This window comes from Paenibacillus sp. S33 (assembly GCF_053615415.1).
The window spans coordinates 4,270,303-4,286,560 of sequence record NZ_JBSIEZ010000001.1; the positions used below are offsets into that span (position 1 = coordinate 4,270,303).

16 protein-coding genes are annotated in these 16,258 nt (G+C 48.0%); 5 read left to right on the top strand and 11 right to left on the bottom strand.

The features are described from left to right. The first annotated feature begins 21 nt into the window (after positions 1-21). Positions 22-459: a GNAT family N-acetyltransferase gene (locus ACWGXJ_RS19395; protein WP_250260547.1), complete on the top strand. Its 438-nt coding sequence runs from the start codon at positions 22-24 to the stop codon at positions 457-459. Between the two features lie 143 nt (positions 460-602). Here the strand turns inward: ACWGXJ_RS19395 and ACWGXJ_RS19400 are convergent, their stop codons facing one another. The 5 genes from ACWGXJ_RS19400 to ACWGXJ_RS19420 all read right to left on the bottom strand — a co-directional run bounded on the left by ACWGXJ_RS19400 (position 603) and on the right by ACWGXJ_RS19420 (position 4,889). After that, entirely contained in the window at positions 603-1,394 is a 792-nt protein-coding gene (locus tag ACWGXJ_RS19400) for an SDR family NAD(P)-dependent oxidoreductase (RefSeq protein ID WP_250266542.1), read from the bottom strand. A 105-nt stretch (positions 1,395-1,499) separates the two neighbouring features. Continuing rightward, complete coding sequence (locus ACWGXJ_RS19405) at positions 1,500-2,138, bottom strand: TetR/AcrR family transcriptional regulator (RefSeq protein ID WP_250266543.1); 639 nt, start codon at positions 2,136-2,138, stop codon at positions 1,500-1,502. Positions 2,139-2,358: 220 nt separating this feature from the next. Further along, entirely contained in the window at positions 2,359-2,994 is a 636-nt protein-coding gene (locus tag ACWGXJ_RS19410; protein ID WP_452567930.1) for an NAD(P)-dependent oxidoreductase, read from the bottom strand. Positions 2,995-3,070: 76 nt separating this feature from the next. Further along, positions 3,071-4,081 (bottom strand): MBL fold metallo-hydrolase, encoded by a 1,011-nt coding sequence (locus ACWGXJ_RS19415; protein WP_452567417.1) that lies wholly within the window; start codon positions 4,079-4,081, stop codon positions 3,071-3,073. Between the two features lie 22 nt (positions 4,082-4,103). After that, positions 4,104-4,889: a class I SAM-dependent methyltransferase gene (locus ACWGXJ_RS19420; protein WP_235308537.1), complete on the bottom strand. Its 786-nt coding sequence runs from the start codon at positions 4,887-4,889 to the stop codon at positions 4,104-4,106. A 343-nt stretch (positions 4,890-5,232) separates the two neighbouring features. Between ACWGXJ_RS19420 and ACWGXJ_RS19425 the strand changes: the two genes are divergently transcribed. Beyond that, entirely contained in the window at positions 5,233-6,111 is an 879-nt protein-coding gene (locus ACWGXJ_RS19425) for a DUF72 domain-containing protein (RefSeq protein WP_235308535.1), read from the top strand. On the opposite strand, the gene ACWGXJ_RS19430 is transcribed toward ACWGXJ_RS19425, so the two are convergent. Genes ACWGXJ_RS19430 through ACWGXJ_RS19450 form a run of 5 tightly spaced genes read right to left on the bottom strand, consistent with a single transcriptional unit; the run spans position 6,103 to position 11,142 of the window. Beyond that, positions 6,103-7,218, bottom strand: a complete 1,116-nt coding sequence (locus tag ACWGXJ_RS19430) for a tetratricopeptide repeat-containing glycosyltransferase family 2 protein (protein WP_452567418.1) — start codon at positions 7,216-7,218, stop codon at positions 6,103-6,105. The genes ACWGXJ_RS19425 and ACWGXJ_RS19430 overlap by 9 nt on opposite strands. Next, a complete protein-coding gene (locus tag ACWGXJ_RS19435) occupies positions 7,215-8,090 on the bottom strand; it encodes a class I SAM-dependent methyltransferase (RefSeq protein ID WP_452567931.1) in 876 nt (291 codons plus the stop codon). The genes ACWGXJ_RS19430 and ACWGXJ_RS19435 overlap by 4 nt, the downstream gene beginning before the upstream one ends. Further along, positions 8,083-9,432 carry a nucleotide sugar dehydrogenase gene (locus ACWGXJ_RS19440; RefSeq protein ID WP_442434764.1) on the bottom strand — a complete coding sequence of 450 codons (1,350 nt, stop codon included), beginning with the start codon at positions 9,430-9,432 and terminating at the stop codon, positions 8,083-8,085. The genes ACWGXJ_RS19435 and ACWGXJ_RS19440 overlap by 8 nt, the downstream gene beginning before the upstream one ends. Positions 9,433-9,434: 2 nt before the next feature. Next, entirely contained in the window at positions 9,435-10,415 is a 981-nt protein-coding gene (locus ACWGXJ_RS19445) for a polysaccharide biosynthesis protein (protein WP_452567419.1), read from the bottom strand. 19 nt (positions 10,416-10,434) lie between these two features. After that, a complete protein-coding gene (locus tag ACWGXJ_RS19450) occupies positions 10,435-11,142 on the bottom strand; it encodes a glycosyltransferase family A protein (protein ID WP_452567420.1) in 708 nt (235 codons plus the stop codon). A gap of 216 nt (positions 11,143-11,358) precedes the next feature. Here ACWGXJ_RS19450 and ACWGXJ_RS19455 point away from each other — a divergent pair, with 216 nt between their 5' ends. Next, a complete protein-coding gene (locus ACWGXJ_RS19455) occupies positions 11,359-12,072 on the top strand; it encodes a GT-D fold domain-containing glycosyltransferase (RefSeq protein ID WP_452567421.1) in 714 nt (237 codons plus the stop codon). A gap of 259 nt (positions 12,073-12,331) precedes the next feature. Then, positions 12,332-13,459: a GDSL-type esterase/lipase family protein gene (locus tag ACWGXJ_RS19460; RefSeq protein ID WP_452567422.1), complete on the top strand. Its 1,128-nt coding sequence runs from the start codon at positions 12,332-12,334 to the stop codon at positions 13,457-13,459. 223 nt (positions 13,460-13,682) lie between these two features. On the opposite strand, the gene ACWGXJ_RS19465 is transcribed toward ACWGXJ_RS19460, so the two are convergent. Then, positions 13,683-14,099 carry a hypothetical protein gene (locus ACWGXJ_RS19465; protein WP_446676149.1) on the bottom strand — a complete coding sequence of 139 codons (417 nt, stop codon included), beginning with the start codon at positions 14,097-14,099 and terminating at the stop codon, positions 13,683-13,685. Positions 14,100-14,263: 164 nt separating this feature from the next. On the opposite strand from ACWGXJ_RS19465, the gene ACWGXJ_RS19470 reads away from it, so the two are divergent. Next, a complete protein-coding gene (locus ACWGXJ_RS19470) occupies positions 14,264-16,243 on the top strand; it encodes a methyl-accepting chemotaxis protein (protein ID WP_452567423.1) in 1,980 nt (659 codons plus the stop codon). The last annotated feature ends 15 nt before the right edge of the window (positions 16,244-16,258 follow it).

A 16,258-nucleotide genomic window follows, 5' to 3' on the forward strand; every position in this document is an offset into this window, starting at 1 on the left:
AAGCTTAGAGGAGAACTAGACATGGCAAACGTAACTGAAGGATATACATTCCGTACGATGCAGGCTGACGATTATGATCAGGCCATTGAGCTTTGGAATGGCTTAGACGGATTAGGATTAAGCGAGGCCGACTCACCGGAGCGGATTGCACGCTTTTTACAACGGAACGAAGGACTTAGCTTTGTCTGTGAGTACAACGGAAACATTATAGGCACGATTTTAGCGGGTCACGATTCTCGCAGGGGGTTTTTGTATCATCTGGGTGTAGCCACAGCACATCGTGGTCAAGGGATCGCGCCCAGACTGGTGGATAAGGCGTTATCTGCTTTGCTGAGAGAAGGCATTGATAAATGTCATCTGTTTGTAATGGAGCATAACGCAGGGGGTCAACGCTTCTGGTCAGCTAACGGCTGGGAGAAACGGGATGGAATTTTACTATATTCCCGAGGGCTTGAATAGGGTCTAAGTGCTTGATCTATACAAATAGGAACGCCGGGTCTGATTCAAGTCGAGTTAGAAACGATCAGACCCGGTGCATAAAACTCACAACATATTGATTAGCAATCCTGACATTTCAAGCCCAGATTACCTTCATTCATAAATTACAATCCATTTTTTGGACGCAGTGCACGTTCTACAATTCCCAGCGTGGATTGACGAGAGAATAACCGGGACACCTGAGCTACCCAATAGTTCTGGCGACCGGAAATGACGTGACTACGCCCCTTTTCAAATGCTCTCAACGCGTTCTTCACAACGGTTTGGGGAGTTTCCCTAATTCCAACTGACGCTTCACTTGCGCCAACAATATCAAAAAAAGGCGTTTCTGTTGAGCCTGGACAAAGGGCCAGAACTTTAAGCCCCCGTTTCCGATTTTCGGCCCATAGCGCTTCAGTAAAAGAAAGCACAAATGCTTTGGTTGCTCCATACACCGCCATATAAGGATCGGGCTGAAATGCAGCTGTGGAAGAAACATTGATTAATCCACCATCCCGCTTACGCAATAAATCAGGCATAAATGCATGTGTGATGTCGACTAAAGCAGCCACATTGAGCATCACTTCCTCATGCTGTCGTTCTCCTGAAACCTGCTCAAAGTATCCATAGGTGGCAAAACCGGCGTTGTTAATCAAGAGATCTACCTTTAGCTGTTGCTTTTGAACCTCCTGATGCAATGCTTGTGGTGCTCCTGGTGTGGAAAGATCCATCGCAATCACCGTTGCTTTTACGTTATATTTAGCTGAGAGTTCTTTAGCCAGCGTCTCTAATTTCGTTTCATTGCGTGCAACCAAAATGAGATTACATTTCTTAGCTGCGAGCGAATAGGCAAAGGCCTCGCCAATCCCTGATGAAGCCCCTGTGATCAGAGCTGTTTTGTTTGCGTACATAAACATGATGATAACCTCCATAGTATCATAGTTTTATTTTAGAAACATTGTTACCACTACTCTATAATGAACTGAAGTCATCTACTATGACGACCTCAGTACACTTCATATTTACGATGGGGATGAGGATTTTTTAAATGCTACGAGCGTATTCTTCAGTGTAAATGTATACACTCCTTGAGCCATATCTACATCTGAAAAATGACCTGCAAACTGAAGATGTATGACTCCATGTAAAGCAGACCACAGCATTCGGACAACCAACAGCGGATCTTCCTCTTTCAGTGCCCCTATCTCCATAGCATGTGTGACGGTGTGCAGAATTCGTGACAATGCCGTTGTGGTACCCTCCAAGCTCTGTTCATCCGGCTTGAAATCAGATAATGCACCGCCAAACATCATTTTGTAATAAGCTGAATGAAGCTGCGCAAATTCCCAGTACGCCCAGCATAGAGCTTCAAGATCAACGAGTACACTTTCGGTAACAGGTACTTGCTGGAAGGATTCAGCCAATAGCCGACATCCATCCAGGTACATCTCATTGGCAAGACCGTCCTTACTGCCAAAAATACTGTAAATGATCTTGGTGGAACAGCTTAATTTCTGCGCAACTCGCCGCACGGTCACGGCCTCTGGCCCTTCTTCCGCAAGAAGGATGCATGCCGCATCGATGACATTTTTACGTAGCAATTGCTGCTGCTGTAGCTTCACTTCCGAATAGGTTTTATAGGGATGCGATGGCTCGGACATGATTCAATACACTTCCTTTTGCTTATTAAGAACTGTCGCTTGATGCTACTATAATAAATTAAAGATCTACACAAGATTTTAGGAAACAGTGTTTCCGTTAAGAATCATAGTATTCTAAGCCTGAGTGTTTGTCAAATTAAAAAAAGAACGCAATGAGTAGGTACACTTACCGCGCTCTGGTTGAATACTTAAAAATGAAGCTTTGTTTGGCGTTCCATGATTAGTAGGCAATGCCTACCCGTGTACGGATAAATTCGTAACTCTTGCATTGACGATAGGTAAAATCAGCCGTATCCGCGGTGGTAATTTGTGAGCCACCTTCAGGCAAAAAATCTTTTTCCACACGATAAATCCCTGTCCGCGCTCCATCCGGCAGATAGGTTGGACATACGATTGTCCAGTCTAGTGCTGATTCACGCAGCAATTCGTACACTCGCCGATGTTCCTCAGCCGCACGAGTGCTGCGTCGCCGGGTCTCGGAGGACTCGTACCGATACAGGTCCGGTTCGGTCCGGCTTTGTAAAATCCCTGCCGTTCCTACCGTAATGAGCCGGGAAATGGACTGCTCCTGCATGAGCCGGATCAGCAGGGCTATATTAGCGGATAAGGTAGTCGTTCCATCCGTATTCAGCGCACTGATCACGGTCGTCGCCCCACCCTTCAGCGCTTGTGCTACGTTCTCTGCATTAGTGGCATCGCCTTGTACGATTTGCAGCTGATTCCCGTATCCGGGTGCGTAATCCTCCAGCTTGTCCGGTGAACGAACAAGGACCGTAACGGCATGTCCGTCCGCTAATGCATAATCTAATATGTACCGTCCTACGCGTCCGGTAGCTCCCAGCAGCAGCAAATTCATAAAATCCTCTTTTCTGGCATGCATGCCGCTTGTCATGTTGCTTCGTCATGTCACTTTGTTGGTTAACTTTCCGCGACTATTGACGGCAAAGGGGATAGAAGCGCGTGGTTGAGTCCGTCTCGCTCATAGAGGCCCGTTCACGGCGCACCAGTTCCACCAGATGACCCAGCGTCTCGGACATGGCAAACCTTAGCTGGTGAATACCCAGCTTGCCACCGAACATGGCCATGCACAGCTCATAGGCCGTGCTGCCCTCCGGTTGGATCAGCTGCTGGAATTTCTCCAGCCGTTCTTCATGATGCGCCAGCAACGCTTGCGTCCGCTCCCGAAAATAACCAAACGGATTGCGGTGCCCCGGATATGCCCACGCTACCTCCAGCTCGCCTAGACGCTGCAAGCCGTCTACATAAGACTTCAACGGCTGGGCATCACTGTCTGGCAGCAGACTGATATTAGGAGAAATCTGCGGCAAAACTGCGTCACCGCAGAGGATAACGCCGCTATTCGGGTCATATAAGGACACATGTCCGGGCGCATGTCCTCCTGTCTCGACGGGGAGCCAACTGCGTTCACCCCATTCCAGACGAGCGTCCATCCCGGTAGGAATAACGGTAATCTCAGGCTGTGGATTTACTTGCAAATATGCCTGCCGCATATGTAATTCCAAGGCCGACACTAGCTCCAAAGGAAAGCCATGCTGGACAAAAAAGCTGGGAAGCCTGTTCTCCATAGCGACCGTCGACTCTGGAGCGTCCCACATCATCATCGCTTCCTTATGGCTTCGAGCTGACATATGTACACGAGCCTGACTTTGCTGCTGCATCCAGCCCGCCAATCCGTAATGATCGGGGTGATGATGAGTCACCACAATGTCAGAGATATCCCCAAAAGACATCCCCAGCTGTTGGAAGACATGCGCCCATTCTGCCTCAGTGTCCATATTGCGCGGCCCCGGGTCTACAATCGTAAAACCGTGCTGTCCCTTGAGCACATAGCTATTCACCCAGCGCAGCGGAAAGGACATGGATATTTTGACCTGAAAGCCTCCGTCTATTCGCTCACACGGTGTAAGCTCTGGCAATTTCATGGCTTCCATCCGCCTTTCTGTTTTAAGCCCGCACGCCGACAAAAATCATTCGAGGCGAAGCATCTTCAATATATTGATCTTCATTATAGCTTCCGTGTACCTGCTCTACAGATAGTCCGGCTTGTTCTAGCAATCCACGAAACTTTTCATATGGATATAGCTTCACTCGTTCATGATACACGCGCGCAGGTTCTCCCTCAGTAGGAGTCGTGCCCAGAGCAGAAGCTGCCTCAGTGCCCGCAACGGATGCAGCTGACCGAATCGCAATTTGTTTTTTCACAAAGCCATCTTCAATGACCCGATGCTCCTCAATCCAATTCCCTTCATCCTCCCGTGACGAATGCGGTACCAAATGAGCGGTTACATAAGCAGGGTTCAAATAATCTATGATAAAGCGTCCTCCCGGCTTCAACAGCCGATATATTTCCTTTAATACTTTAAGCTGCTCCTCATCCTTTTCAAAATAACCAAAGGAGGTGAACAAATTCATCACCGCGTCATAGTTTTCATCCAGCGGCACCTCTCTCATATCCCCTTGATGCCAACTTACCCGCCCTTCGGAATCAGCTGCACGAGCCTCTCTCAGCAGCACATTGGAAAGGTCTACACCTGTCACCTTATAACCTGCATCTGCGAGCGCAAGCGAATGACGGCCCATCCCACAGCATAAATCCAATACGCTGGAGCCTTGCGGTAATTTGAGCCAGGAGATCATTTTTTGCACTTCCTGATAGGCTCCCTGAAAGTCGCGATGCTTGTATACCAATAAATAATCTTCCCCAAAGCTTTGCTCGTACCATTCTGCCATATCGTTTCTCCTCCATGAACTCATTTCGCTCTATTACATACTATATTAGCTTTTTCAAACTGGAAACTCAAAAGCATTACGAATAAGAGTTTTACAAAAAATCCTGAACAACAAACATGTTACAATAATCGTTATTTGAATCCATTTCATAATACCTTCAGTAGCTTTAATAAAGAGTACATATAGATCAAAATGGTTTAATCATTTATGAAATGGATTCATTTGAGCTTAAATATTCATAGGAACTTCATACCAACTTCATGTGATTCACCCCATTTTATCATTAAAATGATTCATGGGAACGCCTTTAGAAGGATTCATAAGAGAAAGGAGCGGGGAAGTTATGATTCAAATTGGACTTACGGGTTGGGGCGATCATGATGACTTGTATCCAACCGGCACCAAAGCTAACCAAAAACTAAGCGTCTATGGAAGCCATTTTCCGGTAGTAGAGATGGATAGTTCTTTCTATGCGGTGCAGCCCACAGATCGTATGGCACGCTGGGCGGCGGAAACCCCTGACTCTTTTTCATTTCTCGTCAAAGCCTATCAAGGCATGACTGGGCATACCCGCGGCAAGCAGCCTTACTTCAAAACAATAGATGCCATGTACGAAGCACTGCATGCATCTATACAACCTCTTCGCGAAGCGGGCAAGCTCAAAGCCGTGCTGTTTCAGTACCCACCCTGGTTCGACTGTACACGTGAGAATGTCGCTGTACTGCGAGACACGAAAAAAAGGATGGGAGAGGTCCCATCCGTACTTGAATTCAGACATCAAAGCTGGTTCACACCTGATTTTCGGAAACAAACGCTGGCATTCATGCGTGAAGAAGGCTGGATACACAGCGTATGCGACGAGCCGCAGGCGGGACCGGGGTCGGTTCCCATTGTACCGTTGGCTACAGACGGCAATCTGACAGTTGTACGTCTCCACGGACGGAACATATCGGGCTGGAATCAAAGCTCCGCGCCTAATTGGCGGGAGGTTCGTTATCTGTATCGGTACAATGAACAAGAATTGACCGAATGGAGAGACAGATTGCTGGAGCTGGAACAGCAAAGCCGTGAGGTGTGTGTTATTTTCAATAACAATTCAGGTGGAGACGCCGCTGCTAACGCCAAGCAGCTCATGACCATGCTTGGCATGGACCCTAAACCTTTTCCCCTTCGCAAGCCACCCGAAGAGGATAACGGACCGGAACAGCTTGAACTATTTTGAGGAACGGGCTGAGGGTGGGGAGTTGGAAATAGCCTCCTTGAGCTTGCGTGCACTATCCAGTAAATGCGGGTCGTCGGGCAAATAGCGTAAAGCGGTTTGGTTATGCTCATACGAAGCGTCCAGCTGACCTACATGGGCATAGCAATGGCTAAGCCGCACATGAGGTAACCAGGAGTAGCATGGTAGTGGAACAGGTCGCATACCCGGAAGGTGATGCTGTTGCTCCAATGCCTTTTCATACCAGTATGCGGCGGTGGTCCATTCGTTTCGTGTGAAAAACCAGTCACCGATCATGCAGCACAAGTCTGATTGCGGTACACCGTATCGAAAGGAGCGTAACAGACTATCCAGCTGTTGCTCCGGCTTCCCGAGGTGAAGATAGCATTCCGCCGACCGCGCACAAGCGGTAATCCGATCCTCACGGTAGCCGCTTGGCTCCTCCAACAGTTGGTTGAACGCCTCTGCCGCCTCGGCATATTCTTTACGGTCAAAACATTCATTGGCGTGCAAATACAGCAGACGCCCCTCCAGCTTGCCGCTTTCGCTGATCCACCGGGCGAGAATACGTTGGTTACGGAGCGTGTGGTCTTGCATTCGGCGGTGAGTTACTGCCACATCCGAATACACGATTTGCCCCTGAGGTATCACCAGATCCTCATGCAGACGCCCTTCCCAGCGGTATTGTCGCTCACGCTTCACGAGACGGATACGGCGTGAGGTGAACAACAGTTCACCCTGCTCCCCCTCTGCCAAATGAAGTGGCATTACCACTGCGTCGATATCCATAGACAAACGCCGCTTCAAGGCACGCAGGCGCTCACGGTCCGGCTCCAGCAGCACATCGTCCGCATCCAGCCACATGATGTAGGAACACTTCGCCTTGTCAAACGATTCATTACGGGCGGCTGCAAAATCATCCCTCCATTCAAACGTATATAGCCGATCCGTATAGCGGGCTGCTATCGTCTTCGTCTGATCCGTCGATCCCGTGTCCACAATGATAATTTCATCCATCAGGTCTGCGACCGAATCCAGACAGCGGGCCAGTGTCTGCTCCTCATTTTTTACGATCATACACAAGCTGATAGTCATTGGATGCTCAGTCATGACTTCACGTCATCCCCTTTACCTTTGGCTGATTCTGCCGTCGTTTTTCCGGTAGACTCGCCATCAGTATATGCACCTCTCCTTTCAGCCTGCGTCTTGTCTAACTGTTCGACACGTGAATACCTTTGCAACGGCAAAAGTTGTTCCTCCATATGCCGGATTCGCTGTACCGCCTTGTCGAGTGCGGCCTTTCGCTGATTCATTTTGCGGACATGCTGCTGCTCCACCAGTCGAAATTGCTCCTCGTCCAGTTTCATCCACTCATTCAGATGCTCTACCCCTGGTTTGGCCTCACGCAGTTCTTTCGACTTCTTGCGGCCGGCAAAGCACAAATATTTGTGATGCACCTCCAGCGCTTCTTCATCAAAATAAGGATACAACACACGGGAGAGGCTCCCGGCATAGTAAGTCCGCTTGTGATCATGAAACGGATGGTATCCATAAGGTACAGACAAGACGAGCGTTCCCTTTTTATTCAACAAGCGATAAGCATGAGCCAGTAGGGTGTCGGGATGCGCAAAATGTTCCAAAATCTCCCCTAAAATAATGGTGTCAAATCCACCGGGAGGACGCTCAAATTGTGAAATGTCCTTTAACTGAAAGTGGACTCTTCCCCGGACGGGTGCGGATTCCTGGCGAAGTTCTTTTTTTGCATAAGAAATGCTGCCCTCTTCCAAATCAATGGCCGTTACCTTAAATCCTTCCCGCCCAAGCAAAATGGACGTTATGCCCTGACTGCACCCAACATCCAGCACAGTATGGCCCTGTACATGGCGGCAAATCCAGTGAATTCTATTGCGGGTGGCTTCATGGGACTCTTCCGAATTGATTTGCCCGTAATAACGTTCATTTACCTGATCACGGTTAGCCAACAGCGGCGCCCCCTCCATCACCGGGATGCCCCAAGATGACGACATGTCCACCTGTACAATGTGCAGTCGCATTACGTGTATCGAAGACCAGCGGGGCATGGTCGACCAGCTGTTGGTAATCCACCACAGAATGGTCTGTCGTGATGACTACGATATCTGCACTTTCCCATAACTGGGTATTTGCCGTTCGAGAGGAGATTGCTTCACCGTTCAGCTTAAAGCTCGATACATACGGGTCGGTGAAGCTCACCGAAGCTCCCAGTTTTATTAGATGTTCAAACAGGACAAGAGCTGGGGATTCCCGAACATCATCAATGTCCTTTTTGTAGGCCACACCTGCCAGAATAATTTTGGCTTTGTTTATGGCTTTACCTTTCTGAGCGAGCATGGCTTCAATTCGCTCCGCGATATACAGCGGCATACGCCGATTCATGCGATCTGCCAAGTCCACGAATTCCAGTGGAAAACCATGCTGCTCGGATTTCCATGACAAGTATAGCGGATCAACCGGGATACAGTGCCCCCCGATCCCAGGTCCCGGATAAAAAGGCATATAACCGAATGGCTTGGTTGCCGCCGCATCCAGTACCTCCCATATATTGATGCCAATTTTCTCACAGGCGGCTGTCAGCTCATTAACCATTCCAATGTTGACGCTGCGGAATGTATTCTCGAACAGCTTGGCGGCTTCCGCCACGGTTGTCGAGCTGACTGGTACAATCTGGTCCAAAAAGGACCCATAAAAACCTACTCCCGCTGCCAGACAATCCGGTGTGCAACCGCCGATCACCTTGGGTGTGTTGCGAATGTTAAAATGAACGCTGCCCGGATCAACACGCTCCGGTGAAAAGCACACATAAAAATCCTTACCTACTGTCCAGCCCCTGCGCTGCTCTATCACCGGCCGAATCAGTTCCTCGGTCGTTCCCGGATAGGTCGTGCTTTCCAGAATCAACAGTGTTTGTCTACGCAAATGAGGTATGGCCTGATCAATAGCCGTTTCAATATAGGATGTATCCGGCTGGTGTCCGTCCGTCAGTGGCGTAGGCACGCAGATGACAACGACATCCGCATGCTCCAGCACCTTGATATCCGTAACCGGATGCAATTGCTGCCCGATTAGACCTTCCAATGCATCATCGCCAATGTCTATGATGTACGACTTTCCTTGAAGCAGCTTGGCTACTTTGACGGGATCGGAATCCACACCATATACATCATAACCAGCCTTTGCCATTTCCACTGCCATGGGCAGCCCTACATAACCGAGGCCGATTACCGCAACCTTTACAGTTCCTTTAGTTATTTTTTCCATAAGCTGCAAAATACCCACCTCTTTCATCGTTACTCCATGCCTCTCAATAGCTCAGCAATTCCAGCGCGGTTCATCAACTCATCGTCCGAGCGATATTGATCGAAGCTCACTCGTTCCAATCCACCATATTGGCTCAGTAAGCGTTCGTCTGCTTGCTGGGGAAGAATAACAAAATAACGATCATCATAACGATACGTGTGCGGCACCTCATAGGGCGAAATCAGCACCTCATGCAGCTTTTCCCCACCACGTATACCAATCTCCTTCACTTTCAACGCAGGCTTCCCCGCCTGTTCTTTCATCACTTCTGCCAGATCTGCAATATTGCAGCCCTTCATTTTCATCACAAGTGTCTCTCCCCCAATCGCCGTGACAGAAGCCTTCAGCAGCAAGCCAATCGCCTCTCCGAGCGTGAGGAAAAAGCGTGTCATATCTGGACTCGTCAGCGTTAAATCCTGCCCTTCCGCGATCTGGCGCTTGAACAGGGGCACGACACTTCCACTCGTCCCCAGCACGTTGCCGCCACGAATACACACAAAGCGAGTACGCTCACTTAAAGTGTTGGCGCGGATCATCAGTCTTTCACCTATCGCCTTCGTCATGCCATATACATTCACCGGGTCTACCGCCTTGTCTGTAGAGACATCAATTACCTTGGCGACTCCCTGTTCAATACTGGCCCGGATCACATTTTCCGTACCGTGTACGTTCGTCTTGAAAGCCTCTTCCGGCTGTCTCTCACACACGGGGACATGCTTTAATGCCGCCAAATGGAATACATAATCCACTCCGCGACATCCCTCCTGCAATGCCTGAAGATCTCGAATATCTCCAATCATGAAATTCAGGCGCGGATCAGATTGAAATTGCCGCTGCATGGCAATCTGTGCAAATTCACCGCGTGAGAAAATACGAATTTCCGCCGGTCCCTCCTTCAGCAATTCAGCCGTTAGGCGTTGCCCCCAAGATCCTGTTCCTCCGGTCACCAGCAGTTTTTTTCCTTTGAACAATATAATCTCCTCCTGACCGTTACGAATTGGCAATGCCTGTTCCCAGAAATTCAGCCAGCACAGCATTCATTTCATTTTCTGACAGCCGATCCTTCTCTGGCACTTTTTTCACCGAAGTATTGGCGGCATGAATGACGTTCACATAGTTGCGAAGCGGAATGACCTCATGCGGCAGCTCCGTTACATATCCGTGCGTACCCTTCCCAGGAATGACGACACGGTAATCATTTAGATAATCCTCCACTTGATAGCGAAACACATAAAAAGAAGGCGAACGGTGAAACACCGGTGCCATCTGCCCCTCAACCGCATCCCACAGGTAACCCATCTGATTCACCAACGCAACCGTCTCCGGTTGAAACTTGTAATCATGCAACTGTTGTACAAATGACTGGTGATACAAATCGTCAGAATCAATTCGAGCAATGAGCAGTTCGTCCGCGTCTTCGATATACGCATTGATACGACGTTTACTTTCAATGCTCGTACCAAAACGAATGTGGTCGGGAATGGGCTCATGCTTGGCCAGTTCCTCTTCCACAATGTCACTGCATCCGCCCGCCAGCTTGACGACAGATAAGAAATCCGTATTTGTCTGACTGAGTAAACTACGCAGCGTAAAGGTTCTGAATATATCCAGTCGCTCGCTGATCCACTCATGTGTTAGGCGGTTGGGATTCATCCCATAGTTATTAAAATTAATTTCAATTACAATCTTGCGCTTCATTGATCTTCCTCCCTTTCAACCGTCTTCTCTCAAGTTATGAAGACGCTTTTGAAACGGCACGTACAGATGCAACGAATCTTGTAAAAATAGGTAGAATCCAAAAAGAATAGCCGTTCATACAAAAACCTTTTCGCTTTCGACATATGATAGAATACAAAGTTTTTTACTCCATCTGAAAAGTTGAACAAGCAGGGAACGACAGGGAGGTAACATGATATGACGAATCCAAAGTATCTGGAGATTGACGAGGTACTGAAACGTTTGAAGCTGGCACTTGATCAGCACCAGTCCTTTTCGCTCATTCGTATTGGGGATGGTGAAAATTTGGTGTTGGCGCAGGACACCGTCTGGCCGATGGAAAAGGTATTGCAGGAACGTTGGGCGGTCAAAGCCAATCTCGGTCAAAAGGGACTGTTTCTACCGAATACGGAACTACGGGACGCGGTGGCTGAGGCAGTGAGCAAAGCCAGCATTGCTGGCATTTTGCCATATGATGACGAATCTATTAAAGCACCATCCTATATGAAGCGGGAGCTGACCGATCAGGTTTTTGCTCACTATGCTCTTTCCCCCGCGCTGACCTGTCACGCCTGCCTGAATCGGTATTTGGCTGAGACACCCGCTTTCTGGGACATGCTGAAAAATCGACGCATTCTGCTGGTCACCCGGACGGCCGCTGAAGTAAAGCCTGTTCTTGAGGCCGATCCGTACAAGCTGCATATCGCGCACACGCTGGCATTTCATCAATATGAACAAATGCCTGAAACACTCCAATGGATCGCAGCACACAAAGATGACTTTGATATTGCGCTGTTCTCTTGTGGTGTCAATGCCGTCGTGTTAGCACAAAAAACAGCAGAGCTAACTGGAAAAATAGGTATAGACTTCGGCAAGGCGATTAATATCGTCATGTTTGGCAAAGCTAATTAATAGATAAAATAATATTTGTGAAAAAATCCACTTAGCAAGTAATCTTTGCTCCGTATATCAAAGAAGCACCAGCAAAATTCAATGGGCTGGTGCTTCTTTGATATCATATGTTGTTCTAAAGTCCGTGATCGAAAAGAATAATCCATATAAAGCCTTGAACCCTTGCTTGTTTAGAAATAGAATTTGAGATTTCCTGTCACTTCTTTTACAATATTACAGAAACTAGCATTCATTTAGATATCATGAGGAGGGTGTTGAAATGTCACATAACAAGAGATTGAAGACATACCCACTTACAAAAGCAAAGCATGTAAAGGTTCATGGTCGAACTAACCACACACGTACACCTCTTACTCTGTTTTGGACAGGCAGTGGCATTGAATTGAATATCAAAGGCTCAGAGCTGTGGATTGAAATTGAGGCCGATTACCAGGTGTATGAACCCTGGATCAGTATTGTCATCAATGGTGTTCCGATGAGTCGCCTGATGGTGACCGCAGGACGACATTGGATCTGTGTTTTGAGAGGGTTGAACCCTGATACGGTCAAAAATGTCCGTGTGGTCAAGGATGTCCAGCCTATGAGTTCGGACTCGCGCTGCTTGTTGCAAATCCATGCCCTGAAGGTGGACGGGGAATTACTGCCAGTCACTGATAAGTCCCTCAAGGTGGAATTTATCGGTGACAGCATTACCTCGGGAGAAGGAACGATTGGAGCGAAGGAGGAGACAGACTGGGTTCCCATGCTGTTCACAGCACTACGCAATTATACAGCCATAACAGCCGAAGCACTGAATGCGGACTACCGAGTGTTATCACAAAGCGGATGGGGTGTCCTAACAAGCTGGGATAATAATCCGCATGCAAACATACCCGCATATTATGAGCAGGTATGTGGTGTGCTAACCGGTGAGAGAAATGAAGCATTAGGGGCATTTTCAGATCATGATTTTACCTCATGGCAGCCGGACGTGGTCGTAGTGAATTTGGGGACTAATGACGGGGGAGCCTTTTATTCTCCTGCATGGACGGACCCAGCAAGCGGGAAAGTGTACAAGCAACGCTTGAACGAGGACGGTACATTCAATGAAGAGGATTTACAAGATTTTGAAAGCGCTATCGAACGTTTTCTTGTCAAGCTTCGGACCTACAATCCTGCTGCCCATATTGTGTGGGCCTATGGGATGCTGGGTACTCCGATGATGCCCTCAATCTACCGAGCGGTAGACGCATACAAGAAAAGAACGATGGATCGGAATGTGTCCGTATTCCAACTGCCTAACACGACGGAAGAAACGATAGGATCTCGCAGCCATCCCGGGCTCTCAGCCCATGCCAAAGCAGCAGACGAGTTGACAGTGTATTTGCGAGAGATTCTACAGAAATAGAATCCGAGAAACACAATCAACTCTCTGTTGAACACCTCATAAAGGAAATTACAACAACTAGGTCCATTGTGTTCTGGGTGTTGTGGTTAAAATCATGGCCACGAGCCTGCGGCAAATGTCTGCCCCAGACTCGTGGGTGATAAGCTCAGAGCGCAGCGACCTAATCACAGGAGAACTATGAACAGTCAGTGAATTCTTAATAAAAAATCCTTGTCTGATATATTTACAAAAACGGAGTCGAAGCGATGCCCGTGAATACCTCTGGACCATTACGAACAGTGGTCGATACACCAGAAATATAAGAAGAATATACGGTTTGTATTGCCCAGGGAGCGGACAGATCCTGTGCATTAAAAGCTTGCGTTTCATTAGCCCCAGTCACGCCCAGTACCCCCTCGGCGCGGTAGACTACTTCGCTCGGATTATAGTCGGCTCCACGCACGATTTCAACCGCATACGTATCGCCAAGCTCACCGATCAGACCAATGGAACCACTAAAAGTTACAATCGGACCCGGTACAAGAAAGGTTCGCAGGGTGATCAAACCGAACCGCTCCGGTATAGGACCCAGCTGTATATCGGGACCCTCACCTGTTTTTGATGAATTGGTGGAGCTTCTCATATCCAGAAAAAAACCCATAACTTATCCCTCCAAATTGCAAGATACTCCATGCTATGCAAGGAATTCTTTAGCGTATTGGACAAATTAGTAATAAATCTATCAATTCAGCTCAAAATAACCGATAGTAATTACATATGGTATAAATATCAGAAATGAATATGTAGATAGAAAGCAGGGGTTTGATGAAACAACTGAAACGACTGAAAACATTAACACTACGCAAGAAATTGACAGCAGCATTTCTACTGGTCATGCTTGTTCCTAGTATTATTGTGGGCTCTTTCTCCTATCAGGCAGCGTACAACCAGACAGATCGCCAATTACTGGACAGTGCAACGTCTAGCGTTACCGCATCTGATCGTGCTGTTACTCAAACGATTCAGGCCAAAATTGCTGATCTCGAATATTACTCTACAACGATGACGGTTAGTGATAACAGTGCTGAAGCGGATGATGCCATTCTGAAAAAATTACAAGTATATTTAAAAATGCATGCAGAAGCTGTTGATATGTTTGTAGGAACTCCCGAAGGTAAACTCATTATTGGCAAAGCCGTAGGCTCCACAAACGATCCTCGTGAGCGTCCGTGGTACAAACAGGCCATGGAGAAACCCGGACAAACCGTAATCAGCCCGGTTGGACTCAATACGGCTAAGGTCCCCGTTGTGTATATTTCACGCACACTTCCCGACAACAGCGGCGTTCTCGGTCTTTCCCTGAACCTGAATAATTTAAAAGAAATCACAAAGTTAAAAATAGGACAAAATGGTTTTATTATGATATTGGATGGTACCAAACGTATCGTAACCCACCCGACAGAAGTCAGCGGAAGTACCAAAGTGGGGGAAACGATACCCAAACTGTTTGCCTCCGAGGAAGGTAGCTTTAGTTACGATTTTAATGGCGTAGACAAACACCTGATTTTCAAAACTAATGCGCTGACGGGCTGGAAAATTGCCGGAACGATGGACAAAGCAGAAACCAGTGCCTCCGCCCAGCCGATTCTTATCACAACGATCATCGTGTTGGTGATTGCAGCCATCATCATTGGTGTACTCGCAATGTGGCTAATCAGCAGTATACTTAAGCCCATCCAAAGATTACGTAATTCTATGGATGCCATCAGCAAAGGTAATCTTTCGATTAACGTAGCTACGACCAGCACAGATGAAATTGGTGAATTATCAAGATATTTTCAACAAATGGTAGATAACCTTCGTAATATGATTAAAGAAATTCAAGCGATGACAGGCAATTTGTCGGCATCCTCGCAGGAGCTTGCAGCAGGTGCAGAACAAACGACCCGGGCTATCGAGCATGTGACCATAGCCATTCAAGATGTGGCCGCAGGCAGCGAACGCCAAGTGGGCAGCGCTAAAGCTAATCAGACACGGGTTAGCGACATGGCAACAGACATCACCGCGATGACTGAAACTATGGCTGAAATGACCACTTACTCCACACAGGCCATTCAGGCGTCGGATGCAGGCAGTGAGCATATCGGTAACAGCGTCGTCTCCATTGACGGCATTCGTACTACCGTGGAAGAACTGGATACGATTATCGGTGCTTTGAGTGACCGATCTGGACGAATCGGAACGATCGTCACTGTCATTACGGAAATTGCCAGCCAGACTAATCTGCTCGCATTGAATGCTTCCATTGAGGCAGCACGCGCAGGAGAGCATGGCAAAGGTTTTGCTGTCGTGGCGACAGAGGTCCGCAAGCTGGCTGAAAACTCAGCTCATTCCGCACAACAAATTCGTGAACAAATTCAAGGGATACAGAACGGTGTGTCTGAAGCTCTGGTTGCTATGGAATCAGCGAAGGAACGCGTAAATGATGGTATCAATTCCATTGACCTATCCGGTCGCTCCTTCTCTCGTATCCGTAGAGCAGTAGCCAAATCAGCGAAGCAGCTTGATAACGTCGCAGCTTCTACCGCTGGCGTCGCAGATGGAACGAGTACAGTTGTCAGCAGCATGGAGGAAATTACACGCATCGCTGAAGAAGCGGCATCCCATACAGAAACCGTGTCCGCAGCCGCAGAGGAGCAACTCGCCTCCATGGAAGAGATCGGTTCGTCTGCCGCAGATTTGACCCGTCTGGCAGAGCAGCTTCAAGATTTACTGACACAATTCCAATTAGATGAAACAAAATAACCGTTCCAACCGATA